The sequence below is a fragment of the Phocaeicola massiliensis B84634 = Timone 84634 = DSM 17679 = JCM 13223 genome, assembly GCF_000382445.1.
Taxonomy (GTDB): domain Bacteria; phylum Bacteroidota; class Bacteroidia; order Bacteroidales; family Bacteroidaceae; genus Phocaeicola; species Phocaeicola massiliensis.
The window spans coordinates 1,518,766-1,541,900 of the sequence record NZ_KB905472.1 but is presented as its reverse complement, the minus strand read 5'-3'; the positions used below and the strand labels follow the sequence as shown (position 1 = coordinate 1,541,900).

24 protein-coding genes are annotated in these 23,135 nt (G+C 39.8%); 2 read left to right on the top strand and 22 right to left on the bottom strand.

All coding sequences use genetic code 11. The annotated features are described in order from the left end of the window. The first annotated feature begins 2 nt into the window (after window positions 1-2). Window positions 3-1,220 carry a tetratricopeptide repeat protein gene (locus HMPREF1534_RS12470; RefSeq protein WP_005938730.1) on the top strand — a complete coding sequence of 406 codons (1,218 nt, stop codon included), beginning with the start codon at window positions 3-5 and terminating at the stop codon, window positions 1,218-1,220. A 321-nt stretch (window positions 1,221-1,541) separates the two neighbouring features. Here HMPREF1534_RS12470 and HMPREF1534_RS12475 read toward each other — a convergent pair whose 3' ends face one another. The 22 genes from HMPREF1534_RS12475 to HMPREF1534_RS12575 all read right to left on the bottom strand — a co-directional run bounded on the left by HMPREF1534_RS12475 (window position 1,542) and on the right by HMPREF1534_RS12575 (window position 21,803). Further along, a complete protein-coding gene (locus HMPREF1534_RS12475; protein WP_005938728.1) occupies window positions 1,542-2,669 on the bottom strand; it encodes a universal stress protein in 1,128 nt (375 codons plus the stop codon). An 87-nt stretch (window positions 2,670-2,756) separates the two neighbouring features. Beyond that, complete coding sequence (locus HMPREF1534_RS12480) at window positions 2,757-3,029, bottom strand: hypothetical protein (RefSeq protein WP_005938724.1); 273 nt, start codon at window positions 3,027-3,029, stop codon at window positions 2,757-2,759. 121 nt (window positions 3,030-3,150) lie between these two features. Then, window positions 3,151-3,858, bottom strand: coding sequence for a phosphatase PAP2 family protein (locus tag HMPREF1534_RS12485; RefSeq protein WP_005938722.1), 708 nt, complete (start codon window positions 3,856-3,858; stop codon window positions 3,151-3,153). A gap of 6 nt (window positions 3,859-3,864) precedes the next feature. Then, window positions 3,865-4,647 carry a tetratricopeptide repeat protein gene (locus tag HMPREF1534_RS12490; RefSeq protein WP_005938719.1) on the bottom strand — a complete coding sequence of 261 codons (783 nt, stop codon included), beginning with the start codon at window positions 4,645-4,647 and terminating at the stop codon, window positions 3,865-3,867. Between the two features lie 18 nt (window positions 4,648-4,665). Continuing rightward, window positions 4,666-6,498 (bottom strand): BatD family protein, encoded by a 1,833-nt coding sequence (locus HMPREF1534_RS12495; protein WP_005938716.1) that lies wholly within the window; start codon window positions 6,496-6,498, stop codon window positions 4,666-4,668. A 38-nt stretch (window positions 6,499-6,536) separates the two neighbouring features. Beyond that, window positions 6,537-7,244 (bottom strand): tetratricopeptide repeat protein, encoded by a 708-nt coding sequence (locus HMPREF1534_RS12500; protein ID WP_005938712.1) that lies wholly within the window; start codon window positions 7,242-7,244, stop codon window positions 6,537-6,539. A gap of 6 nt (window positions 7,245-7,250) precedes the next feature. Then, window positions 7,251-8,273: a vWA domain-containing protein gene (locus HMPREF1534_RS12505; protein ID WP_005938710.1), complete on the bottom strand. Its 1,023-nt coding sequence runs from the start codon at window positions 8,271-8,273 to the stop codon at window positions 7,251-7,253. A gap of 12 nt (window positions 8,274-8,285) precedes the next feature. After that, window positions 8,286-9,284 carry a vWA domain-containing protein gene (locus HMPREF1534_RS12510; RefSeq protein ID WP_005938708.1) on the bottom strand — a complete coding sequence of 333 codons (999 nt, stop codon included), beginning with the start codon at window positions 9,282-9,284 and terminating at the stop codon, window positions 8,286-8,288. 19 nt (window positions 9,285-9,303) lie between these two features. Beyond that, window positions 9,304-10,401 (bottom strand): BatD family protein, encoded by a 1,098-nt coding sequence (locus HMPREF1534_RS12515; RefSeq protein ID WP_005938706.1) that lies wholly within the window; start codon window positions 10,399-10,401, stop codon window positions 9,304-9,306. Between the two features lie 5 nt (window positions 10,402-10,406). Beyond that, complete coding sequence (locus tag HMPREF1534_RS12520) at window positions 10,407-11,276, bottom strand: DUF58 domain-containing protein (protein ID WP_005938704.1); 870 nt, start codon at window positions 11,274-11,276, stop codon at window positions 10,407-10,409. 200 nt (window positions 11,277-11,476) lie between these two features. Beyond that, entirely contained in the window at window positions 11,477-12,472 is a 996-nt protein-coding gene (locus HMPREF1534_RS12525; protein WP_005938702.1) for an AAA family ATPase, read from the bottom strand. Between the two features lie 189 nt (window positions 12,473-12,661). After that, window positions 12,662-13,957 (bottom strand): HU family DNA-binding protein, encoded by a 1,296-nt coding sequence (locus HMPREF1534_RS12530; RefSeq protein ID WP_005938700.1) that lies wholly within the window; start codon window positions 13,955-13,957, stop codon window positions 12,662-12,664. A 31-nt stretch (window positions 13,958-13,988) separates the two neighbouring features. Beyond that, window positions 13,989-14,261: an HU family DNA-binding protein gene (locus HMPREF1534_RS12535; protein ID WP_005938697.1), complete on the bottom strand. Its 273-nt coding sequence runs from the start codon at window positions 14,259-14,261 to the stop codon at window positions 13,989-13,991. A gap of 73 nt (window positions 14,262-14,334) precedes the next feature. Beyond that, entirely contained in the window at window positions 14,335-15,633 is a 1,299-nt protein-coding gene (gene rimO / locus HMPREF1534_RS12540; RefSeq protein WP_005938694.1) for a 30S ribosomal protein S12 methylthiotransferase RimO, read from the bottom strand. Beyond that, on the bottom strand, window positions 15,634-16,596 hold the full coding sequence (gene ftsY / locus HMPREF1534_RS12545; protein WP_005938692.1) for a signal recognition particle-docking protein FtsY: 963 nt from the start codon (window positions 16,594-16,596) through the stop codon (window positions 15,634-15,636). Window positions 16,597-16,769: 173 nt separating this feature from the next. Beyond that, a complete protein-coding gene (locus tag HMPREF1534_RS19720; protein ID WP_005841293.1) occupies window positions 16,770-16,925 on the bottom strand; it encodes a DUF4295 domain-containing protein in 156 nt (51 codons plus the stop codon). 9 nt (window positions 16,926-16,934) lie between these two features. Next, a complete protein-coding gene (rpmG, locus tag HMPREF1534_RS12550; RefSeq protein WP_005841291.1) occupies window positions 16,935-17,123 on the bottom strand; it encodes a 50S ribosomal protein L33 in 189 nt (62 codons plus the stop codon). A 20-nt stretch (window positions 17,124-17,143) separates the two neighbouring features. Continuing rightward, a complete protein-coding gene (rpmB, locus tag HMPREF1534_RS12555; protein ID WP_005841284.1) occupies window positions 17,144-17,404 on the bottom strand; it encodes a 50S ribosomal protein L28 in 261 nt (86 codons plus the stop codon). Between the two features lie 104 nt (window positions 17,405-17,508). After that, window positions 17,509-18,009, bottom strand: coding sequence for a CinA family protein (locus HMPREF1534_RS12560; protein ID WP_005938690.1), 501 nt, complete (start codon window positions 18,007-18,009; stop codon window positions 17,509-17,511). A 23-nt stretch (window positions 18,010-18,032) separates the two neighbouring features. Then, window positions 18,033-19,052: a tRNA (adenosine(37)-N6)-threonylcarbamoyltransferase complex transferase subunit TsaD gene (gene tsaD / locus HMPREF1534_RS12565; RefSeq protein WP_005938688.1), complete on the bottom strand. Its 1,020-nt coding sequence runs from the start codon at window positions 19,050-19,052 to the stop codon at window positions 18,033-18,035. Window positions 19,053-19,076: 24 nt separating this feature from the next. Further along, complete coding sequence (gene map, locus HMPREF1534_RS12570) at window positions 19,077-19,931, bottom strand: type I methionyl aminopeptidase (protein WP_005938680.1); 855 nt, start codon at window positions 19,929-19,931, stop codon at window positions 19,077-19,079. 153 nt (window positions 19,932-20,084) lie between these two features. Beyond that, window positions 20,085-21,803: a VapE domain-containing protein gene (locus tag HMPREF1534_RS12575; protein ID WP_005938678.1), complete on the bottom strand. Its 1,719-nt coding sequence runs from the start codon at window positions 21,801-21,803 to the stop codon at window positions 20,085-20,087. A gap of 755 nt (window positions 21,804-22,558) precedes the next feature. On the opposite strand from HMPREF1534_RS12575, the gene HMPREF1534_RS12580 reads away from it, so the two are divergent. Continuing rightward, window positions 22,559-22,939 carry an ISAon1 family transposase N-terminal region protein gene (locus HMPREF1534_RS12580; protein ID WP_005938676.1) on the top strand — a complete coding sequence of 127 codons (381 nt, stop codon included), beginning with the start codon at window positions 22,559-22,561 and terminating at the stop codon, window positions 22,937-22,939. Window positions 22,940-23,135: the final 196 nt, after the last annotated feature.

Below are 23,135 nucleotides of genomic sequence, written 5' to 3'. Positions count from 1 at the left end.
TTATGAAAAAAGTATTATTTACAGTGGCTTTATTATTGGGTGCATGTTTTGCATCTGCACAGGTTAGTGCTGTTAAAGAAGCTAAATCTTTAAAAAGTAAACCTGAAGAAGCTGCAAAAGTTATTGAACCGGCTTTGACCAATCCCGAGACTGCAAATGATCCAGAAACTTGGAAATTAGCAGGTGACTTTCAGAAAGCTATGTATGATGACGAAAACATGAAACTTTATTTGCCAGGTGGTCAAGCTGATACAACTAGACTTTATAACAGTTTGGCAAAAATGTATGAGTATTATTTGAAATGTGATGAGATGGAGCAGGCTAAAGTCAAAAGTGGTGAGATGAAAAAGCCTAAATATAGAAAGAAGAATGCTAATGCTCTTAAAACATTACGTTTGAATTTAATTAATGGTGGTGGAGATGCTTATAATAAAGGCGATTACGCTGATGCTTTGAAATATTTTGGTCTATTTGTAGATGTTGTAAACGAACCTATATTTGCTGATGATGAATCTCTTAAGGCAGATACATTGAATGCTTTATATGCTTGTTATGCTACTTTGGCTGCTAATATGCTAAAAGATAAAGATGCAGTTATCAAATATGGTACGATAGGTAAAGAAGATAAGAGCGAAGGTTATAGAGCTTTGATGTGTTTGGCTGAGGCTTATGGTGATAAAGAAACTGGCGATTCAATAAAATGGCTGGAAGTAATTAAAGAAGGAACAGAAAAATTCCCTCAGCAGGAGTATTTTGTTGGTAATATCATGGATTATTATATCCAAAAAGGTATGGTTGATGAGGGTTTAGCTCAAATCAATAAGCTGCTTGCTACTAATGAAACTCCATATTTCTTATATGTGAAAGGTATTTTGCAATTCGAAAAGAAACAATATGATGATGCTATTGCTACTTTTAATAAAATTATCGCTAATGGTGGTGATTTAGTAGCTGAAGCTTACGCCAAGATTGGTGATTGCTATTTCTTCCCAGCACAGATTGTGGTAGAAGAGAATTCAGAATTAGCTATTGATAATCCTAAGTATAATGAAAATGAAAACCAGATTAAAGCTTTGTATGAGAAGGCTAAACCTTTTTACGAAAAGGCTAAAGAATTGAAACCGGACAATAATACATTATGGGGAAATTATTTACTGAATATCTATTGGAAATTGAACAGAGCAGAATATGATTCTTTAGAAAAAGAATTAGGGCTCTAATTCTTTTTCATAATAAAAACAAGAGGCTGTCTCAAAATGAACTTGAGATGGCCTCTGTTGTTTCATTTCAGATTGAAGTCATTTGGATTTGTAAGATTATGTGCTATGCCCAGCAAGGCCGAACTCAATTTCCACCTTTTAAGTCTACGAAGAGGAAGGCAGGCGGGCTCTGAATATCCCAATTATAATCATATTATAATCAAGATTATGTTTAATTATTAAGAAGCTCTATCCATTTACTCCTTTTTCAATGAATATTTTCCTGGGATGGACTAATTTAATACTTAAGACCCATCCTAAGAAAATATATTTTGGTCAATCCTATTTAATTACTAATATAGGCGTATTAGCATGGAATATCATTTTTCGGGCAATACTTGGGTTAAATAATCGAGCAAAGATATTTCTTTTGTAGTTTGTGATACAAATAACATCTATATTTTCTTCTTTTACATATTTATCTAGATTATTCAATATATTATCTTCTTTAATCACATTGTAATCTAATTCCAATTGTGGGTATTGTTTTTGAAAATAATCTTTGATTCCTGCAAGTTTAATTTCGTTCCAGGCATCATTTTCTGTGCTTAAGTGGATAAATGAAATAGCAAAATAGAAAGATTTGAAGGCAGTTATTAATGTGTCAAAAGCGATTAAATCTCTTTGATCAAAGTTGGTCACAAACGCTACCTTTTTGATATCATTGAAAGTCTTTAGTGGAGTATGTTCTGGTATTGCGTATACAAAAGTTTTGCTTCTTTCAATAACTTCTGCTGTTACACTTCCTATTAGGTCGATATCTTTTTGACTTCTACCCCGTGTACCCATAATGATAATCTGTGGTTTATACTCTTTGGCATAACGTAATATTTCTTCTTCAGGAATGCCATCACGCAAAATACATGTATATTTTATATTGGGAAACTCGCCGTTTTCCACTTTCTTTTTAATCGTATCTGACAACTTATTCAGCTCTTTATGAACTGTTTCTATCATACTCTTTATAGAGTCTTCTCTTTCTATTTGAAAGTTGAAATTTTCTGTTCCATAAGGGATTGTGGGAACATAGATAGGACTGAAATAAGCATGTAGCAAAATAACTTCTGCATTTATAGATTTAGCAAATGAGAAACCAAATTGACAGGCTTTTAATGAGTAATCTGAGAAATCGACAGGAATAAGTACTTTCTTTTGCTTATTTCTCTCTTTATTACTCTCTTCTTGTTCTTTTACTATATCTTCGGCTAACCATGTAGAACTTTCTATGATTTGTAGAGCATGAGGTAAATCACTTTCCTTAATTCTTACTCTCACACCGGAAGATATGACAGGCTGAATCAAGTTTACGTTGTGAATATATGCTTCAATACCCTCTGCTTCAAGTACATTCTTAAGAATCTGAGCCTTAGCATAAGTGAGAATCGCTAGAGTTACTAATTTATCTTCCATAACAGTTCCTTTTTAGAGTTTTCTATATATACATCTTTAAAACAAAAAATCCCAATTGAATGTTGCCATTCAACTGGGATTTCTATTTTATGCTTCTTGCATTTCCTCCTTTTCTACTTCCCTTAAAATATCTATTGCTTTATCTAAAACTGTTGTATCATCCAGCATTACTAAACCACCATCCGGACCTGGTTCCAAGTGGATACCAACACTTTTTCCTGTTTTGAAATTATGACCTCCAAAAAAATTACGCACAGTTTCTACACTCATATTAAGTTCATCAGCTATTCTATGCATACTTCCACTGGGTAATGAATCTTTGATTTTACGCAGCTCGTTGAATGTTATCGTTCTGTTCATAGTGTCTTAAATTTTAGTTATACAAGTGATATTTAATTCACGCTATAAACTTAAGCAAAAAATAATATAAAACAAAGTATTTCCTTCTTTTTTTAAAGTGAAGAAATGAAATGCTATTTCCCTATAAGTTTAATGTATGAGCTGTAATAAACCCGAGAAGAATAATCATAAAATACGTCAATAATAGGACTGTAAATAGTAGATTAATATCGTTTATCAAATAACCACTAGCTGTATATTTATTGGAAATACAACGAGGTTGATGGAAGATGCGTTTGTGAATAAAGCTATATAACAAATACATCAGATATCCTATTAAACACCCAGCCAGTGTACCGAATAGAATATCCCCGGGATAGTGCACACCTAAATATATGCGTGAATATGAGTTGAGGGTAGCCCAAAAAATGAGCATGAAAGTGAGCGATTTGTTTTTGAATAACAGCGAAAGAAATACAGTAAGTGCGAAAGTATTGGCAGCATGGCTTGAAATAAAACCGAATCGACCTCCCCTATATCCATTTACTATGTCTACTATATACATGATATCTGGGTCTTGCGTGGGGCGAAAACGATGAAAATAGGGTTTACAAACACCTGAAGCAATTTGATCTGCTAAAGTAATGACAAGGGCAATCATTGCAATAGTCAGTAAAGTTTCTTGTATCTTATTATTTTTAATAATGATATACAACAGTATAATAGCAGTGGGAATCCATATATACGTACTTGTTGCTACCCACATGAAGCCGTCCCAAAAAAGAGAATTGCTTCCATTCAGGTTCAATAAAAGTTCCTTGTCGAGTGCTATATACTGTTGTATATCCATTGTTTTTTAGATTATTTCTATTACATTAGTTGGTACCCATCCCACGTTGCCATCTTCCAATCTGATCTCTTTCCACTCTTTCATTGTGTTGTCTTTAATCATGACTTTTCTTCCTTCGTGAAGAATGAAAAGGTCTGTTCCACTTTGATTGGGAGTACTTTTGACCGTAACACTGGGAGCTATGATAATGGCACTGTCTCGGTTTAACAGTTCTGCCTTTTGTTTAGAAGCAAAAATGTTAGAGAATATACAGATTGCAAAAAAACATATGGCAGAAATGAAACCTATTTTTTTCCATACTACCCGCTTGCCAAAAATAAATAAGGCTAACATAAAAATAGTCAAAATAAAGGTAACAATACCTGTTTGAGCCCATCCTTTTTCACTCATTGAATTAATAAGTGATTGAATCCATGTAATAAAAAACATTTCACTAGGCAAAGTTACCTTATCGACAGTTTTACTACGTGCCAATTCTAGGTTGAAACGAATATCATTATTACCTGGATTCAGCAATAAAGCTCTTTCATAATTGAGCACAGCTTTTGCTATATTATTCATTTTATAGTAACTGTTTCCCAAATTATAATAGATATCTGCCGATTCTCCTTTATTCTTTAAAATACTTTCATATAACTCTGCAGCATTGGTAAAATCATTATTGATATAGGCACTATCGGCTTCTGCTTTTGTAACATGGGTAGAAACTGTAACTTGGGTACTGTCTGTCTGAGCACTCAAACTGAGGAAACCCATCAAAAGTATCAAAATGAAATATGTTTTTCTCATTGTTATATCTCCTATTAGTTAGTGTTTTATACTATTTTCCATCTTGCTGATGACCTCTATGGCAGAAGAATATACCTTATCCATTGCCTCGCTTTGGTCACCCGGTGCATAACGAGCAAATTCACATTCATTTAGTGTTTCGATAAATTCTTTGATACATTCGGGAGAAACTCCATATTTGGCTAAGTCTTCCTCGATATTATCTTTTGACAGTTTAGAAACCGGAATATTCAGTTTATCACTGATGTAGCCCCAAAGCGCTTTCAGAACTTCATCATAAAATGCTTCTTTCTTGTTTTCTGCTAACAATTTGCCTGCATTCTTCATTCGTTTGGTAGCCACTTTGTTTGCTTTTTTGGTACGTACTTTGGCAACATTAGCATTTTCCATTGCTTTTTTGCGATAAATGATAACAAATGTAATGAAGAGAGCTAATGGAATAATATACCATAGATAGTAAGCAACAGAACCAAAAAAGAAATCACCTTTCTTAGCTAGTTTACTTTCTCCCATTTTAATGTAACGCACATCCTTGCCTAGTACTTTCAGATCTTCTTTATTTGTGAAATCGGCGATTACTTGATCAGCATTTCCTTCTCCTTTTTCTACTTTCAGCGTATAAGGCTCTGTTTTCAGTGTTTTGTACGTTTGTGACTTCAGATCAAAGTAAGAAAACTCTACAGGAGGAATTGTGAAGTTTCCGGCATGTCTGGGAATCGCCAGATATTCAATTACTTTATTACCGGATAATCCCTCACGGGTCAAATTGAACTTATTATCAATCTTCGGATCATAAACCTCGAAATCTTTTGGAAAATCGACTTCGGGTGTGTTAATCAACTTCAGATTTCCTACACCTGAAATAATCAACTTGATGGTAACGGCATCGTTTGTTTTCAGTTCTTGTGTATTGATGGAAGAGCTGATTGTGAACTCACCTACTCCACCTGAGAAATTGGCTGGCTTTCCGGTTGGCAAGTCTTTTACATTGATAACCAATTTGGGAGTTACGATGTTTTTGTTTATCTCTATATAGTTACTTCCACCATTGAAGAAGGCATCGAATGGATCATCCGAAGCTACTCGCTGTGCGACTGTACCCTCAAATGTAATGGAGGGAATTTCTAATTTACCTGATTGCTGTGGAAATAGAATATATTGGCTCCACACAGTAGTATTATAGTTTCTTCCGTTATAGTGTTCTAAAGTGAAGACCTTTTTACCCGGAAGCTCTACTTCTTGCGTATGGAAACCTTTCAAGTCGGGCATACTTCCACGGAGTCCCCTCAAATCTACCAATGTGTAAACCTTGTAAGTCAGCAGAATAGCCTCTTGTTCGTAGACGGTAGTTTTACTGGCTGAAGCAGTAATGAATAAGTCTTTATTGGTTATCTTGCTACTTGCAGCTTGGCTTCGGGAAGAAGATGGATTACCAGCCTGATTTCCTCCAACTCCATTTGCTTGATCAGGTGGAAGTACTTTGATAGTCACCGTATTGGAAGAGAGGGAATGTCCATCGGCAACGATTGTTGCTGCCGGAATGGTATAGGTTCCTTCTTTATCGGCCATCAATATATAGGTATAAGTAACTGAGCTGGTTGAAGTTACATTACCATTAATGATTTGTGTACTGCTTTGTCGAGAAGCTGTTGGACCCATCAACACTTCAAACCCTTTTATACTTGGGACCCGGAAGTCTCTCACCTTCTGTGTGTTTACCGTATAAGTCAATCGGAATTGATCACCGCTTACTACCACATCAGGCGCTACAGCTGTCAGCGTTGGAGTCCCGTCCGCCCATGCTCTCAGCACCGTAGTTATTAATATGAATAAGAGAATTACTTTCCTCATTTTTCTATTTAGTTATTTTAGTCGTCAAAATTAAACAATTACCAGTCTTTATCCAATTTCTTTCCTCGAATTTGCATTTGTTTTTTCACTTTATCCTGCACATTCTTTTCATCTTGCATCACCGCATTCAACAATTGCTGAGCATTTTCTTTGGACATTTCATCCTTATTCTGCTGCTGTTGCTGATTTTGATTCTGTTGTTGATCTTTCTTATCTTGATTTTTCTGATCTTTGTTTTGCTCTTTCTGTTCGTCTTTCTGATCCTGTTTTTGGTCTTTATTCTGATTTTGATTTTGTTGGTTTTGTTGTTGGTCTTTCAGCAATTTCTGTGCTAAAGCAAGATTGTAACGTGTTTCGTTGTCTTTCGGGTTATTGCGTAAAGACTCCTTGTAAGCCTCGATGCATTGTGGATATTGTTTAGAAGCCTGAAGGATAACACCCATATTGTGATAAATCTGGGCTAGTTTATCTTTTTCTTTTTCTACCTTTGAAGCCGATTCAAATTGTTCCATTGCTTCTTTTGCTTTTTGCTGCATCAGAAGCGAATTGCCCAGGTTGAACATAGCATCTGTCGACTTCGGGTTCACTTCCAGTGCTTTGCGATAATCCACCTCTGCTTTGACAAACAAGCTGTCGTTATATAACTTGTTTCCGCTACGCAGATAATCTCTATCCGACTTTTGGGCAAAGGCACTCCCTCCTGCTACAAGCAAGAATAACAGGGTGATATAGGTTTTCTGTAACATAAGCATTTATTTAAATAGTCTCACATTTTTGAAAAGCGGATTCTTTCGTTCCAAAATAAGCATTTCTACAATCAGCAGGATGAGTATCAACCATGCCAATGCTTGGAATTGTTCATCAAATTCGGTATAAACCTGACTCTCCACATCAGCTTTCGACAGTTTGGCTATCTCGTTGTTCAGTATCTTCTCTGCTGAGTTGGAATTATCCACACGGATGTACATTCCATTGCCGGCTTTGGCTATTTCCTGACACATTTGTTCGTTCAAACGAGTTACAATGACGTTTCCATCTTTATCACGGCGATAATCGTTACTGCCTCTTTCCGAAGGAATCGGGGAACCGTCAGGCGAGCCGATACCTAATACAAATACTTGCATACCTTTTTCGGCTGCTTCCTTTGCAGCTTCTACAGCACCGCCTTCGTGGTTTTCACCATCGGTAATGACTATGATAGCACGTCCTACACCTTCCTGTGGAGTGAAGCTTTTCATAGCCAAACGAATAGCTGCTCCAATATCTGTACCCTGTGTAGTTATCAGCGAAGGATTGATAGTCTCCAAGAACATTTTGGCAGATACGTAGTCGCTTGTGATAGGTAATTGTGTGAATGCATCTCCGGCAAATACGATTAAACCTACTTTATCATTGTTGAACGTATCTACTAATCTGGAAATAAGCTTTTTTGCTTTGTCCAAACGACTGGGAGTCACGTCTTCTGCTAACATTGAGTTGGAAATATCCAATGCAATGACTGCTTCTACCCCACTACGTTTTACCGTTTCCATTTTGGAACCAAATTGTGGGCGTGCTAACATTAGGATTACTAATGTGAGTGCAGCAAAAATCAGCCAGAATTTAATGTCGGGGCGATATTTGGAAATAGTCGGCATTAAATGTTTGAGTAATGTCGGATCACCATACTTGCGAATGTTTTGTCGGCGGCGGTAATTAGAATATAAGTACAGCGCTACTACAAAGGGCAATATGATGAGTAAATATAAAAAGTTCGGGTCTGCAAATCGAAACATAACTTCTTGTTTTTAAGGTATTTTCTTTAACACTGAGTTGCGTAATAAAATTTCAAGCAGGATACAGAAGAAAGCAATCCAGGCAAATATTTGGTATTCTTCTTCTCGTTTGCTGAACTCTTTTACATTCAATTTCGTTTTTTCCAGTTTGTCAATTTCCTGATAAACTTCCTTTAATTTAGAATTACTGGTAGCGCGGAAATAGTTTCCATTTGTTGCTCCGGCAATTTCAGTCAAAGTTTTCTCGTCAATTTCCACAGGAGTATTTATATATTGTGTTCCTGCGTATGTTTGCACCGGATAAGGAGCTGTTCCGTTAGTACCCACTCCGATAGTGTAAACTCTGATACCAAATTTCTTGGCAATTTCAGCAGCGGTCATTGGGGAAATATCTCCACGATTGTTACTACCGTCTGTCAGCAGAATAATCACTTTAGACTTTGCCTTACTGTCTTTCAGTCGGGTTACCGCATTAGCGATACCCATGCCGATGGCGGTACCATCTTCTATCAGTCCACGTTGGGCAATGTCACCCTTAATGCCATTAAAAAGATTCAGTAACACACCATGGTCTACTGTCAACGGACATTGGGTGAAACTTTCACCGGCAAAGATGGTCAGACCGATATTGTCGTTCGGCCGACCGTTGATGAACTCAGATGCCACTTGCTTGGCAGCCTCCAATCGATTAGGTTTCAAATCTTCGGCCAGCATACTGGTGGAAACGTCTACTGCCAGCATGATGTCGATACCTTCTATTTCGGTATTCTGCCAGTTGTCGGTGGTCTGCGGACGCGCCAAAATGAGAATTACCATGACGATGGCCACCGTTCGGAGCACAAACGGGGCATGCAGCAGGTAGATTTTCCAGCTTCGGGATACCTTCATATACATGCGGGTGGTAGAGACCTGAAGTGTGGGCTCAGTCTTTTGCCTCCTCATCACATACCATATTATATAAGGTATGAGCAATACCAGCAGAAATAGATATTCAATATTTGCAAAAATCATTGTTTCTAGTATTTATGAGTTAAAACCAAAGATTGTATATGCCGCGAAGCACTTGGTAGAGAATCACTGCGATAGCAATGACAATCACTCCTATGCTACCCAACAAAATAATCCTTCCTTGCTTTGAACGCTTTTCTTCTACGGTGATTTCCGTAGGTTCAGGCTTGGCATTCGGATCCGCTTCCACCTTGGTGTTATTAATAAATTCTACTGCATTGACCAAGTTCATATCGTTCTCATTCATCAGCGGTGAATGCTTGGCAAATTTCACAAGATCGGCAGTTTGGAACAGAAACATCAAATCTTTAATAGATTCTTTGTCGCTGATATCCTGTAACTTATCAATAATTTCAGAAGAAGTCATCTCCATTGCATTAAATCCGAAACGTTCTGCCATATAATTGCGAAGTACATCGGTCAGTTCGGTATAATACTCCTTCGGGTCGGTGTTGCGCAACGTTTTGTCACCCTTGATGCGCTCTATTTCCTGCAAGGCTTGTTGGTGGGGCGGTAATTTCGGTTCCACCTTAATCTTCTTGATAATAGGCTTGTTATCTTTATATCTTATATATAAATAATAACTCAATCCTGCCAATGCCAACATCAGTAGCGTGAGCCATACGATAGCAGAGACATCTTCCCAGGTAATAGGAACTTCGCGTACTGTTTTCGGTCCGAAGAATTGTTCCGGATGAAGCGTATCCACCGGGATGGAATAAACCTTCAATGCCAATGCCTTTGAACGGTAAGCCTGATTGTTAACCAATATTTCGAGAGGTGGAAGATAATAAAGTGCTGAATCGAAAGAAGTAATCGTATACTCTTGTTTGATGAGCATCCGCCGTCCATCGTTTAGCATTTGGGTGTCAGGCTTGGCGATATCAAGAATCTCCACTCCCCTTACGATAGTATCGCGCAAAGCTGGGAGTGTCAATTTTTGATTGGCATCCATACTGACTTCCAACTTTATTTTGGCCTGCTCGCCGATAAGAAGTTGCAGGGAGTCGATGCTTGCATCCACTGTAACCTGTTGCGCTTTTGCCTGATGTGCTGTCAGCAGTATCGTAGCACAAGCCAATATTTTCAAGAACTTTTTGCTAGTATGTATTATCTTCATGTTCATTAGTTTCGTTTAGCAAATAAGTTAAGCAACGCTTTTACATAATCCTGATCGGTGCGGATAGACACAGAGTCTACATTACTTTTCGTAAAGGTTTCGTTCAGCATGCCCTGACGTTGCAGCCACCATTCGTTGTGCGCGCGTCGTAAGGCGCGTGATGAGGTGTCAATCCACTGTTCGTGACCTGTTTCGGCATCGCGCACCTTCATCAGCCCCACATTGGGGAGATCAGTGATACGGCGGTCGTACACCTGAATGGCAACAATGTCATGCTTGCGGTTGGCAATGGTCAATGCATTGCGGAAATCTTTTTCATCGATAAAGTCGCTCAGCATAAAGGCGGTGCAACGCTTTTTTATCACGTTAGTGAGATATTCCACTGCCATTTGAATGTCTGTACGCTTACTTTCGGGCTTGAAGTCAAGCAGTTCGCGGATAATATACAAGATATGTTTACGTCCTTTTTTGGGCGGAATGAATTTTTCAATCCGGTCCGAAAAGAAAATGACACCGATTTTATCGTTGTTTTGAATGGCGGAGAATGCAAGTGTGGAGGCAATCTCGGTCACCATATCCTTCTTCATCTGTTTCACCGTACCGAAATCCAAGCTGTTTGAGACATCAATCAAAAGCATAACCGTCAGTTCGCGTTCTTCTTCAAACACCTTTACAAAGGGTTTGTTGTAACGTGCGGTTACGTTCCAGTCTATATCTCGTACATCGTCACCATATTGATACTCACGTACTTCCGAAAACGACATTCCTTTGCCTTTGAAGGCTGAATGATACTGCCCGGCAAAGATGTTGTTTGAAAGGCCGCGTGTCTTGATTTCAATTTGGCGAACCCGTTTTAATAAATCACTTGTTTCCATACTGTTTCGTACTAAATTTATACTACTTATGCATCAGCGGGAGCGTATAAAGACTCTCGCCATTGGTGGATGGGGACGGTTAACGGCTGCACTATACAGATAGATTACGCCATATAGCCCGTACGGAAGTACCATAAGACGTGATTGAACTTCATCCACATTTCGTTTTCCCGACAGAAAAATTCGGGCAGAGGTGTTGCTTAAGGCACTTCTACCTTATTCAGAATCTTACTGATAATTTCGTCAGAAGTCATGTTGCTGGCTTCCGCCTCATAAGTCAGACCAATGCGGTGGCGGAGTACATCATGTGCAACGGCACGCACATCTTCGGGAATCACGTAACCACGGCGCTTGATGAATGCATAGCTGCGTGCAGCCAAAGCCAAGTTGATGGAAGCACGTGGTGAACCACCGAAACCAATCATGTCTTTCAGTTCCTTCAAATCATATTTTTCAGGATAGCGGGTTGCGAATACGATATCGGCAATGTATTGCTCAATCTTTTCGTCCAAGTATACTTTCCGAACGACTTTGCGGGCTTCCATAATATCTTCCGACTTCAAAATAGGACGAACTTCAATCTTTTCACCGCTGATGTTTTGACGGATAATTTTCTTTTCTTCTTCCAATTTTGGATAGTCGATAATGACTTTCAGCATAAAACGGTCTACTTGCGCTTCGGGCAATGGATAAGTACCTTCTTGCTCAATCGGATTTTGGGTAGCCATTACTAAAAATGGTTCGGGCAACAGAAATGTTTCTTTGCTCAGTGTAACCTGACGTTCCTGCATGGCTTCCAGCAAAGCACTCTGTACCTTGGCCGGAGCACGGTTGATTTCATCGGCCAATACGAAATTGGCGAAAATCGGTCCTTTCTTAGCGATGAATTTCTCATCTTTCTGACTATAAATCATGGTACCGATAACGTCGGCTGGAAGTAAGTCCGGAGTAAACTGGATTCGGCTGTACTTGGCATCTATCAATGATGCAAGAGTCTTGATTGCTAATGTTTTTGCCAATCCCGGAACACCCTCTAACAGAATGTGACCATCGGACAACAAACCGATAAGTAAAGATTCTACCAAATGTTTTTGACCTACGATGACCTGATCCATACCGGTCATCAAATTGGTTACAAACGCACTTTGTCTTTCAATTTGTTCGTTTAGTGCACGAATATCAATTGCTTCAGCCATAATTTTGTTATTTAGTTATTTCTTTTTTAATCAGTATAACGGCCTTGTGACGGCCTTGTTCAATTAATGCAGCCAAAATTACGGTAATTAATTAACTGAGGCAACTATTTTTTATTAAAAAAGTGAAGCGTATCTCTACTTTTAAAGGATATTGGGCTAAAGAATTTTAAAATGAAAATTAGCGGTGGTTTATTGCTTCTTCGGAGCTAGTTCCGGGATACGCAATGTTGTTCCAATGGGAACTCTGTCAGCATCTTTGATTACGTTTTTGTTATGCCTTACAATATATGGCCACAATTTCTTTGTTCCATAAAATTTCAATGCTAATTTTATGAGACTTTCTCCTTCTTGAAGAGTATAGTTGACCTTAGTGCCTACAATATCATATTCCACGGTATCGGCCAATGTTACTTTGGCTATCTCTTGATTGGCAGCTGACTGTACGGAGGGGCTTTTCGGTTTTGTCGGTTGCTTTTGCAAAGGAGTTTCCGCCGGTTGTGATTGAATTGGCTCTCTTGTCTGCAAATTACTTCCCGAAACGGTATCCTGTTGCTGTAGAGTAACAGAATCGTTTGGCATTTCTTTCACAGTGGAAGTTGCGGCTGGAATAGATTGTCTTATCGGTTGCTTACTCGACGATGATTGCATGAACCAATAAATACCACCGGCAATGCAAAGAACAAGAATAATTGCAATAATGATTCCCCATAGATTTTTTTTCTGTTCCTTTTGCAACAGTCCTTCGGGAACTGCCAATGGACTTTCAGAAGCTGTCATCGACTGTGATTTAGAAGTACGACCTTCGATTGTTTCTGAAATAGTTTTTTCTTCTCGTACTGCTTTTATTGCAGCTTCTGCAATGGTAGCAGGTCTTTCCTCCGAAGTATCTTCTGCTACTTTCGAAGCCTTTTCTGTCAAGTGGTCTTCTTTTATCGATTGTTGCTCTTCCACCGTTTCAATTATTTCATCAGCCGCTATTATTTTTGGGAGGTCGGAAATATTGGTTATCGGTTTAATGTCAGCTTCATAAGTCGGTGTGCTGGTGATAGTATTGGTGTCGTCTTCTTTTAGGATTTCAGGTGTGGAGGAGATGATTTCTTCCGTATTTTCTTCTTTATCGTCTTCTCCCTCCATTTCTATTTTCGTATCTTCTAATTGGGTATTCTCATTCAGGATAACCGTTTCGAAATGTGCGAACGGTTTATTAATCAAATCCTTCATGGTAGTATCGGGAGTAAACGATATTTTATTATGTCCCTGTATTTGAAAGCGCTCTCCTGTATTTACATTAACGCTTTCACGACTTTCTACTTCTGTTAGTTTAAAAGTTCCTAACCCCTTGACTTTTACATACTTTTCAGAAGCCAATGCTTCTTCGATAAGGTCAAAAATTCCTTTAACAAAGGCTTCGGCATCTTTTTTGTTCATGCCATGTTTCTCTGCCAAAAGTTCGATAATATCTTGTATGGTTATTTTGTCACTCATAGTATGTCAATTGTATGTCTTAAGGGGGTATTTATTTAAACTTTTCTTTTAATATCGCACTCGGTTTATATGTCAATACCAATTTAGGAGGTATCAACATACGTTGTTGCGTAGCAGGATTAATAGAAATGCGTTCTAACTTCTTTCTTACCTCGAAAGTACCAAATCCCTGAATTGCAACTGTATTTCCGTCTTGCAACTGTTGGGTCATGATGCTTATCACTGAGGATACCAATTGAGTTGTATCTTTGTTGGTATATACAAATCTACGCGAAAGTTCGGATATAAATTCTTTATTATTCAAGGCTTTAGCTTATTAAATTTGCTGCTATATTAGCAAAAAAACAAACATTTTCCAAATTTTTGGAAGAAATTACTTATAAAATACTACCATATAGGTCAAAATCATCAGCGTCTGTTATTCGGACGTTATAGAATTCGCCTGTATTCAAATGTTTTCCATCCATTTTAATTAAAACTTCAGGATCTACTTCAGGAGAATCAAACTGGGTGCGACCTACGTAATACTCTCCTTCCTGGCGGTCAATGATTACCTTAAACTCTTTTCCTATTTTTGCAGCACTCAGTTCGCCGGCAATTTCTTGTTGAATAGCCATTAACTCGTCCAACCGTTGTTGCTTCACCTTATGGGGAATAGAATCCACATATTCTTGAGCAGCGTATGTGCCTTCTTCTTCTGAATATGCAAAAGCTCCCATACGGTCGAATCGTACTTTTCTGACGAATTCCTTCAATTCTTCAAAGTCTTCCTCACTTTCTCCCGGATGTCCTACCATTAATGTGGTACGTAAGTGGATACCCGGCACTTCTTTACGGAATTTCTCGATTAAATCGTATGTTTCTGCTTTTGTTACATGACGGCGCATTTTGCTTAACATATTATCGCTAATGTGCTGCAGAGCAATGTCCATGTATTTGCAAACATTATCATGTTCACGCATCACCTTAAACAGCTCTTCGGGAAAGTGTGCCGGATAAGCATAGTGTAAACGAATCCATTCCACACCCGGAACGTTAGCTATTCTTTCGATGAGTTCGGGTAGTTTTTGACTTTTATATAAATCTACACCATAATAGGTTAATTCTTGTGCTATAATCTGAAATTCCTTCACGCCTTCAGAAACAAGTAATTTTACTTCATCGATGATTTCTTCCATTGGGCGTGAGATATGTCGACCTGTAATAATGGGAATAGCGCAATAAGAACATTTCCTATCACAACCTTCCGATATCTTCAAATAAGCATAATGATGCGGAGTGGTCAACGTGCGCTCAATGGCAAACTCCGATTTATAGGCTTTGCCTAAGTCAGCCAGTAGCTCATTCCAATTGAACTTACCATAAAACTTGTCTACTTGAGGAATTTCCAATGCCAGCTCTTTCAAATATCTTTCAGATAGACATCCCATTACATATAGTTTTTTCAACCTCTTTTCCTCTTTAGCCTGGCAGAATTCCAATATCATATTGATGGATTCTTCTTTGGCATCTCCGATGAAACCGCACGTATTGATAACTGCAATTTCTCCTTGAGGATTTTCGGCGTCATGAGTCACTTTGTAACCGTTTGCTTCCAGCTGACGCATCAGTTTTTCTGAGTCTACCAGATTTTTGGAACACCCTAGGGTGATAATATCTATTGTATTACGTTTCATTTATTTTTCTGTCTCTCCAAATAGTGAGTCTACAAATTCTTTTTTGCGGAATACTTGCATATCTTCGATACCCTCTCCCAATCCGATGTATTTTACAGGAATCTTAAATTGATCTGAAATGCCGATGACTACGCCACCTTTTGCCGTTCCGTCAAGTTTAGTGATAGCCATAGAGGTAACTTCGGTTGCAAGGGTAAACTGTTTGGCTTGTTCAAAAGCATTTTGTCCTGTAGAACCATCCAATACCAGCAATACCTCATGGGGAGCATCAGGAATCACCTTTTTCATTACATTCTTGATTTTAGTTAACTCATTCATTAAATTAACTTTATTATGTAGACGACCGGCAGTATCAATGATGACAACATCTGCATTATTGGCAACAGCCGAACTCAGTGTATCAAAAGCAACAGAAGCAGGGTCTGACCCCATTTTCTGTTTGATGACGGGCACTCCAACACGTGTACCCCAAATATCTAACTGCTCTACGGCAGCAGCGCGGAATGTATCAGCAGCTCCAAGATAAACAGATTTGTTTGCTTTCTTAAATTGGTAGGCCAATTTTCCAATAGTAGTCGTTTTACCGACTCCATTTACACCTACTACCATTATGACATAAGGTTTTTTACCTGCCGGAACCGTAAATTCTTCTGAATCAACTGTGTTATTTTCAGTCAACAGGGCTGCGATTTCTTCACGAAGGATGTTGTTCAATTCTTGCGTATTGACATATTTATCCTTTGCCACTCTGTCTTCTATACGCTTGATGATATTCAGAGTAGTTTCCACACCTACATCGGAAGTAATGAGTACTTCTTCCAGATTATCCAATACTTCATCGTCTACTTTTGATTTACCGGCCACGGCGCGGGCTATCTTACTAAATACACTTTCTTTGGTTTTGGACAATCCTTTGTCTAAAGTTTCCTTCTTTTCTTTCGAGAAAAAATTAAAAAATCCCATATTGGAGTTTGATTTATCTGTTTATGCTACAAAGATATAACTAATCTCTTACACAGACAAAAAAAAGTGTCAGAATGATTGGTTATAATGTATGATAATGATAACGTTTATGCATAAAAAAAGTTCCTTTCATGTTGTGTGAAAGGAACTTTTTGCCAGTCGGGATGACTGAATTATTTTTTGAAAAAGTCTTGAACTTTTTCGTTAGGTACCATTTGTTCATCGAAGATGTATGCTCCGGTTTTCGGAGATTTTACCATCTTGATAACCTTAGTGTAAGAACGTCCTTCTTTACCTGTCTGAAGGGTTGCGACTGTTTTCTTTGCCATGGGTTATAATTATTTAATTTCTTTGTGTACTGTTACTCTTTTCAAAATAGGATTGTACTTCTTAAGTTCCAATCTTTCAGTGGTATTTTTTCTATTCTTTGTTGTAATGTAACGAGAAGTTCCCGGCATACCACTATCCTTCATTTCTGTGCATTCAAGGATTACCTGTACTCTATTACCTTTAGCCTTCTTTGCCATAGTCTATCTCTCCTTTTTAATTAACCAATAATTTTGATGCTTTTCCAATCACAATAGCCTTTGGTTACCGCTTCATTCAGCGCCGCATCCAGGCCTTTTTTATTAATCACACGTAAGCCGTTAGCACAAATATTCAGGCTAATCCAGCAATCTTGTTCTACATAGTAGAATTTCTTAGTAAACAAGTTCACATCAAAAGTTCTTTTGGTTCTTCTCTTAGAGTGTGAAACATTGTTGCCAATCATGGCTTTCTTTCCGGTAATTTGACAAATCTTCGACATTGCTATCTTATTTTTATAGTTTTTTTCAATACTTATTTCAAACGGAGTGCAAAATAAGCACTTTTATTTGTATAAAACAAGGATTTTAGCAAATAATTCTGCTTTTATTGCTCATTTTCTTCGTTTTGGAACAAATTTCGAAGTAATCGCAGTGCATTTTGAGTAGCATTGGCTATATTTTTATTTCTTCCTTCGTCTCCTTCTATTTTAAGTGTAATCACTTTGTCTTTACATCCGGCAGCAATCCAAATGGTGCCAACCGGCTTGTCGGGAGTGCCTCCTGTTGGGCCGGCAATACCTGAAGTGGCAATTGCGCAGTCGGAATTCATCGATTTCATCGCGCCTTTTACCATTTCGATAACGGTTTCTTCGCTTACTGCTCCGTAAGTCTCCAATGTTTCATGGCTCACACCTAATAAATTCTCTTTTACTTCGTTGGAATAGGCAATAATTCCACCTTTGAAGAAGTGTGATGTTCCGGCTACGGCTGTAATTGCGGCTGCCACATTTCCTGCCGTGCAGCTCTCGGCGGTAGCAAGTGTCAGGTTCTCTTTCCAAAACAACTCGCTGATCTCTTTGCTTAAAAATTTACCTTCTACTGACATTTCGATTTCTTTTAAAATAAATACTAAATTGTTACCCGTGAATATGCGGGTTTGTCAATGGTGCAAAAATCTTTGTCCAAATACTTATAATAACCGGTAATGGCAATCATTGCTGCATTGTCGGTTGTGTAACTGAATTTCGGAATATATATGTTCCATCCATATTTGGCGGCATGTTCATGGAATGAATTGCGCAAACCGTTGTTGGCTGATACTCCTCCGGCTACAGCTATTTCGTTTACCTTGAGCGCTTTGGCTACTTTTCTCAGTTTATCCATCAGAATATCTACAATAGTTGCTTCCAGTGAAGCAGCCAAATCATTTTTATGATGCTCAATAAAGTTAGGATCTTCTTTCAGCCAGTCACGTAAAGAGTAGAGAAAAGAGGTCTTCAGTCCACTGAAACTGTAATTGTAATCAGGAATATGAGGCTTACTGAATGTAAATGCCTTCGGATTTCCTTGGCGGGCCAGTTTATCAATGATGGGCCCCCCGGGATAGCCTAATCCCATTACCTTAGAACATTTGTCAATGGCTTCTCCGGCAGCATCGTCAATGGTTTGACCCAAAACTTCCATGTCATTATAGGCTTTTACCAAAATAATTTGTGAATTGCCACCCGATACCAGAAGACATAAAAATGGAAACTTAGGTTGATTTGTATCTTCTTCTGTTTCTTTAATGAAATGAGCTAACACATGAGCTTGCAGATGATTAACGTCAATCATGGGAATATTTAAAGAGCGAGCAAACCCTTTGGCAAAAGAGACACCTACCAATAAAGATCCCATTAATCCGGGCCCGCGCGTAAAAGCTACTGCACTCAATTCTTCTTTAGTAACTCCTGCCCTTTTCAAGGCTTCATGTACTACAGGTACAATATTTTGCTGATGTGCTCTTGATGCCAATTCCGGCACGACACCTCCATATGCTTCATGAACAGCTTGGCTGGACACTACATTCGACAACAAGACGCCATTTCTGATTACAGCAGCAGAAGTGTCGTCGCAAGAAGATTCTATACCTAATATAATTGTATCCATAATCTATACCTTATTATATATATATTAATGTGTAAGGATTTCAAGTCCGTTTTCCGTCATAAGAAATGTATGTTCCCATTGTGCAGAAGGAAGTTCGTCTTCCGTAACTACTGTCCATCCATCTTCTTCATCTATAAATACTTCCCAAGTCCCGGCATTAATCATAGGTTCGATAGTAAAGACCATGCCCGGTACTAATAACATGCCTGTCCCCTTTTTCCCAAAGTGCTCTACGTCAGGCTCTTCGTGGAATTCCACTCCTACACCATGTCCGCAGAGGTCACGCACAACAGAAAAGCCATTTTTTTTGGCATGTTTCTCTATCGCATGACCTATATCGCCTATAAATCCAAAAGGTTTGGCTGCTTCCATGCCGATTTCCAAGCACTCTCTGGCCACTTGCACTAATTTTTCTTTTTTAGGAGTAGTCTTTCCAATAATAAACATACGTGAGGCATCGGCATAATAACCATCCAAAATAGTGGTGCAGTCCACATTTATAATATCTCCTTCTTCCAAAATATCAAATTCATTAGGAATGCCATGACATACCACTTCATTAATAGAGGTGCAACAGCTTTTGGGAAAACCTTCATAACCTAATGTAGCGGGAATACCACCGTGCGATATGGTGTAATCATACACCAACTTATCAATTTCGAGAGTGCTCATACCGGCATGAATTTCTTTTTCTACTAAATCTAGAACTCCGGTATTAATGATTCCGCTTCGGCGTATGCCTTCTATTTGCTCAGGCGTTTTGATCAGTTCTCTTGTGGGAACCAAATGTCCTCTATCCTGATAATAAAGAACCTTTCTATCTAAATCTGTGATTTCCATTCCTTTAGGAACTCTCCAGTTTATTTTATTCCTTTTCATTTATTTTGTTTATAATCTGGTAAACGCTTGTTATTGACTGACAAAGATAATATTTATTTGTTTATTATATAACAGTCTATGAGATAAAAGTTTAATTCGCTTTGAAAAGATATGTGGAAATGGGGCCATCTGAATAAGAAGAAAGGCGTATGCCTAGCATTCCACCACCCGATACACATTTCCCTTGGCGGTATGCACCCGCTCGCCCAACTGGGGTAGAATGCGGCTCAGGCTGTATGCCGTCATACCCCTCATGGCCGAGAGATGGGCGGACTTCATCCGCTCGAACAACTGGGTGGCGGAAAGGGTCAGCACCTCCTGAGGGTGGTCCTCTTCCGTGGCAAAGCGGAAGCAGAGGCGGAACACCTCCTCTTCGGGTACATGCTTGTAGAACAGGGCGTTATGACGCTGTATGGTTTGTTCCTCTTCCTTGTTAAACCAGCTTCGTTCGCCGGACAGAAGCTCCGCCTTGAGTTGGGCGTACAGTTGCTCATGCTCTACGGAGGTGGTGCAGTCTATGGCGTGCTCCAGACTGACACAGAGGAAACGGCGCGAGCCGGTACGGTCCACCAACAAATCTTCCCGGTTGCTGGTGCCGATAAACGAGGCGATGCGGGGAAGTGCCGAGGCACTGCGTTTGTAGGCCTTGCGGATATTCAGTGCGGAAGCCTGCATCAAGTTCTTTAGAAGGGGCATTTTGGATACACCCAACTTGTCGAATTCATCCAGGTTGATCAGGCCGTAGGCGGCTAACCTGGCTTCGGCGGATGCCGGGGAGCAGAGGTCGTAACTCTCTGTATAGTAGGCTTTCAGCGCATCGGGCATCAACAGGCGGCAGAACGTGCTTTTCCCCAGTCCCTGACGACTGCTCACCAGTAGGGGTGCCACGCTGTTGGCGCGGTTGGTATCCGGCCGGAACTGCATCCATTGGGCGGAGAGTCCCAGCATCCAGCGGTGGAAACCGTTTACCCATACCGGATCATCGGACACCCTGCGGGCGAGTGCCGACACCCGGTCAGTGCCGTCCCATTCGGGAAGCCGCTCAAAGTAGGCGGTAAAGGGATGGTATTCGCTGATGCGGCGCGAGCGCACAAAGCGTTGGATGTCTCTGTCCCAGCAGTCTATGCCCGCTTCGATGGCCTCCAGACTGAGCGAGTTCATCCAGCGTTCGTCCACCTTGGCGTAGCGCAAGTGATCATCGGAAATACCGTTTTCCACGCCCGCCACCTCGGTCTCCTCAGTCAGCACGTTGAATCGGAAGCGGTAGCGGGAGGTGAGAAAAGTGGTCACTTCCTGCATCAAGGTACGTGATTTCGCCTTCCCAACAGTTTCTTCCGGAGATATTGGCGCGGCTTCCTTTTCAGTATCTTTCGAGGATTTCAGTCCGACTTCCTTTCGGGAGTCTTCCAAAGATATCGGTTGGGCTTCCTTTTTAATGTCTTTCGAGTGTATGGGATTCATAACCTCCCGAACATTTTCCAATTGTACAGACTCCTCCTCTGTTTCTTCCGTTAAGGCAACCAGACATCCGGAAAAACCGTCTCTGCTTTCCAACAAATTTCCCTCGCCGTTTTCAGCAAGAAGAACCTGTGACTTGCTCACTTCTTTCACTCCATCTTCATCGGAAACGATGTAGTGGTAACTACCCGCCAGCGCATTTCCGTCGGTGCGCGGAGTCCAGTCCAGCACCAGAGCCACCCGGCCTTCGCGGATATCTACAGCCAGATGTACACCGGGCATGGTCCGACAAAGCGGCATCAGTCCGTTGAGGGCGGATACGAGGTCACGGCGTGGCGTTCCGTCGGAGGGAACAGGGCCGGACAGGAATTTGCTTCCGAAGAAGACTGTTTTGAGAGTGGCGAATACATTCATGAGCACTTTTTTTAGATTTGACGAACTACAAATATACAACATAAAAAAGCCTTTGTCAAGAGGGAAGACAAACTAATCCAATCCCGGCTCAGAATATGACGGAGCCTGACACAATGACATATATACGTATAGGCTCATGCATACGTACGTGTAGCCCGATGCGTATATACGTGTGGGCTTATGCCACCGTATGTATTGACCAATGCGTGCCTACGTACACATTTAAAAATATACAGCTCACGCTGAGTGCTGCAAAAAGACCTTGATGTTTTTAAAAAAGGTCGTTGTGTTTTCAAAAAACTTCAGCACCTTTTTAAAAAAGCTCGGTATCTTTTTCATGTAGGGGTAGATAGAATCATCCCCTCACTAAGCCGGTCATCCCTTCTTTTCCGACCATCTTTTTTCCGTTCATCCTTACATTTTAATTAAAGCGTCCAGATAATCAATCGGTTAAGAATGACAGAACATCCCCTCATCCTCGTTTCAGCGGCGTTTGCCAAGTTTCTCCAAATCAGCCTTCAGCATTTGCGCTATCAAAAAAAGTCTTACAGATGAAAGGAGGCTGAAAAGACAACACGGGATGTCCATTCATTATCGGAATCCCCACCAACATGATGTTTCAGCAGCTAATGAAAGGAAGAACGGAATTTTCGGACAGCTCCCTGATTAGGGATTAATCCGAAAATCCTGTGGGTGATCCGTGTAGATTATCCAAACAACATTATTTTTGCATTTAAATTAAACAAACCAATCCAATGAATCCCAATCGTAGTCTGCATAAGTTACTTCGGATAATCTTCTCTGAAGTTTTAATGGAATATTTCGACATATCCGGTTGGCATGACGATTCTTCAAAAATCGAAGTTTGGCTTGATGAGAAGAATTATATGGAACGTTTTGATTACAAGAGCGGTACTGTCATTTCCAGTGGTTTTATAGATGAAAAAGTAATTCAGGACTTTCCTCTGCGTGGCAAACCTGTCTATCTTTATGTCCGGCGTCGTCGCTGGTATGATAAAGCCACCGGTGAACCCTTTTCCTATACATACGATGACCTTGCTGCCGAAGGAACGAAACTCACCCGAGTTTGTTTCTTTTTTAAAAGAGGAAGATTGAAAGTAGCGTCTGTAGCGTAAGTTCAATGGTCCTACTGGCGTAGCTTGCACATTAGTTTCAATCCACACACCTACATGAGGTGTGACCATATCAATGAGGTCGGCAACCAATTCCTTAAATTGTTTCAATCCACACACCTACATGAGGTGTGACTCCGTAAAAATCGGCAGGTTGTTGGATATGGCCAGTTTCAATCCACACACCTACATGAGGTGT

Bases quoted from the DNA above. Each gene is read 5' to 3' on its own strand.
- HMPREF1534_RS12470 (WP_005938730.1), top strand. From the start codon at position 3: ATGAAAAAAGTATTATTTACAGTGGCTTTATTATTGGGTGCATGTTTT.
- HMPREF1534_RS12475 (WP_005938728.1), bottom strand. From the start codon at position 2,669: ATGGAAGATAAATTAGTAACTCTAGCGATTCTCACTTATGCTAAGGCT.
- HMPREF1534_RS12480 (WP_005938724.1), bottom strand. From the start codon at position 3,029: ATGAACAGAACGATAACATTCAACGAGCTGCGTAAAATCAAAGATTCA.
- HMPREF1534_RS12485 (WP_005938722.1), bottom strand. From the start codon at position 3,858: ATGGATATACAACAGTATATAGCACTCGACAAGGAACTTTTATTGAAC.
- HMPREF1534_RS12490 (WP_005938719.1), bottom strand. From the start codon at position 4,647: ATGAGAAAAACATATTTCATTTTGATACTTTTGATGGGTTTCCTCAGT.
- HMPREF1534_RS12495 (WP_005938716.1), bottom strand. From the start codon at position 6,498: ATGAGGAAAGTAATTCTCTTATTCATATTAATAACTACGGTGCTGAGA.
- HMPREF1534_RS12500 (WP_005938712.1), bottom strand. From the start codon at position 7,244: ATGTTACAGAAAACCTATATCACCCTGTTATTCTTGCTTGTAGCAGGA.
- HMPREF1534_RS12505 (WP_005938710.1), bottom strand. From the start codon at position 8,273: ATGTTTCGATTTGCAGACCCGAACTTTTTATATTTACTCATCATATTG.
- HMPREF1534_RS12510 (WP_005938708.1), bottom strand. From the start codon at position 9,284: ATGATTTTTGCAAATATTGAATATCTATTTCTGCTGGTATTGCTCATA.
- HMPREF1534_RS12515 (WP_005938706.1), bottom strand. From the start codon at position 10,401: ATGAAGATAATACATACTAGCAAAAAGTTCTTGAAAATATTGGCTTGT.
- HMPREF1534_RS12520 (WP_005938704.1), bottom strand. From the start codon at position 11,276: ATGGAAACAAGTGATTTATTAAAACGGGTTCGCCAAATTGAAATCAAG.
- HMPREF1534_RS12525 (WP_005938702.1), bottom strand. From the start codon at position 12,472: ATGGCTGAAGCAATTGATATTCGTGCACTAAACGAACAAATTGAAAGA.
- HMPREF1534_RS12530 (WP_005938700.1), bottom strand. From the start codon at position 13,957: ATGAGTGACAAAATAACCATACAAGATATTATCGAACTTTTGGCAGAG.
- rimO (WP_005938694.1), bottom strand. From the start codon at position 15,633: ATGAAACGTAATACAATAGATATTATCACCCTAGGGTGTTCCAAAAAT.
- ftsY (WP_005938692.1), bottom strand. From the start codon at position 16,596: ATGGGATTTTTTAATTTTTTCTCGAAAGAAAAGAAGGAAACTTTAGAC.
- HMPREF1534_RS19720 (WP_005841293.1), bottom strand. From the start codon at position 16,925: ATGGCAAAGAAAACAGTCGCAACCCTTCAGACAGGTAAAGAAGGACGT.
- rpmG (WP_005841291.1), bottom strand. From the start codon at position 17,123: ATGGCAAAGAAGGCTAAAGGTAATAGAGTACAGGTAATCCTTGAATGC.
- rpmB (WP_005841284.1), bottom strand. From the start codon at position 17,404: ATGTCGAAGATTTGTCAAATTACCGGAAAGAAAGCCATGATTGGCAAC.
- HMPREF1534_RS12560 (WP_005938690.1), bottom strand. From the start codon at position 18,009: ATGTCAGTAGAAGGTAAATTTTTAAGCAAAGAGATCAGCGAGTTGTTT.
- tsaD (WP_005938688.1), bottom strand. From the start codon at position 19,052: ATGGATACAATTATATTAGGTATAGAATCTTCTTGCGACGACACTTCT.
- map (WP_005938680.1), bottom strand. From the start codon at position 19,931: ATGAAAAGGAATAAAATAAACTGGAGAGTTCCTAAAGGAATGGAAATC.
- HMPREF1534_RS12575 (WP_005938678.1), bottom strand. From the start codon at position 21,803: ATGAATGTATTCGCCACTCTCAAAACAGTCTTCTTCGGAAGCAAATTC.
- HMPREF1534_RS12580 (WP_005938676.1), top strand. From the start codon at position 22,559: ATGAATCCCAATCGTAGTCTGCATAAGTTACTTCGGATAATCTTCTCT.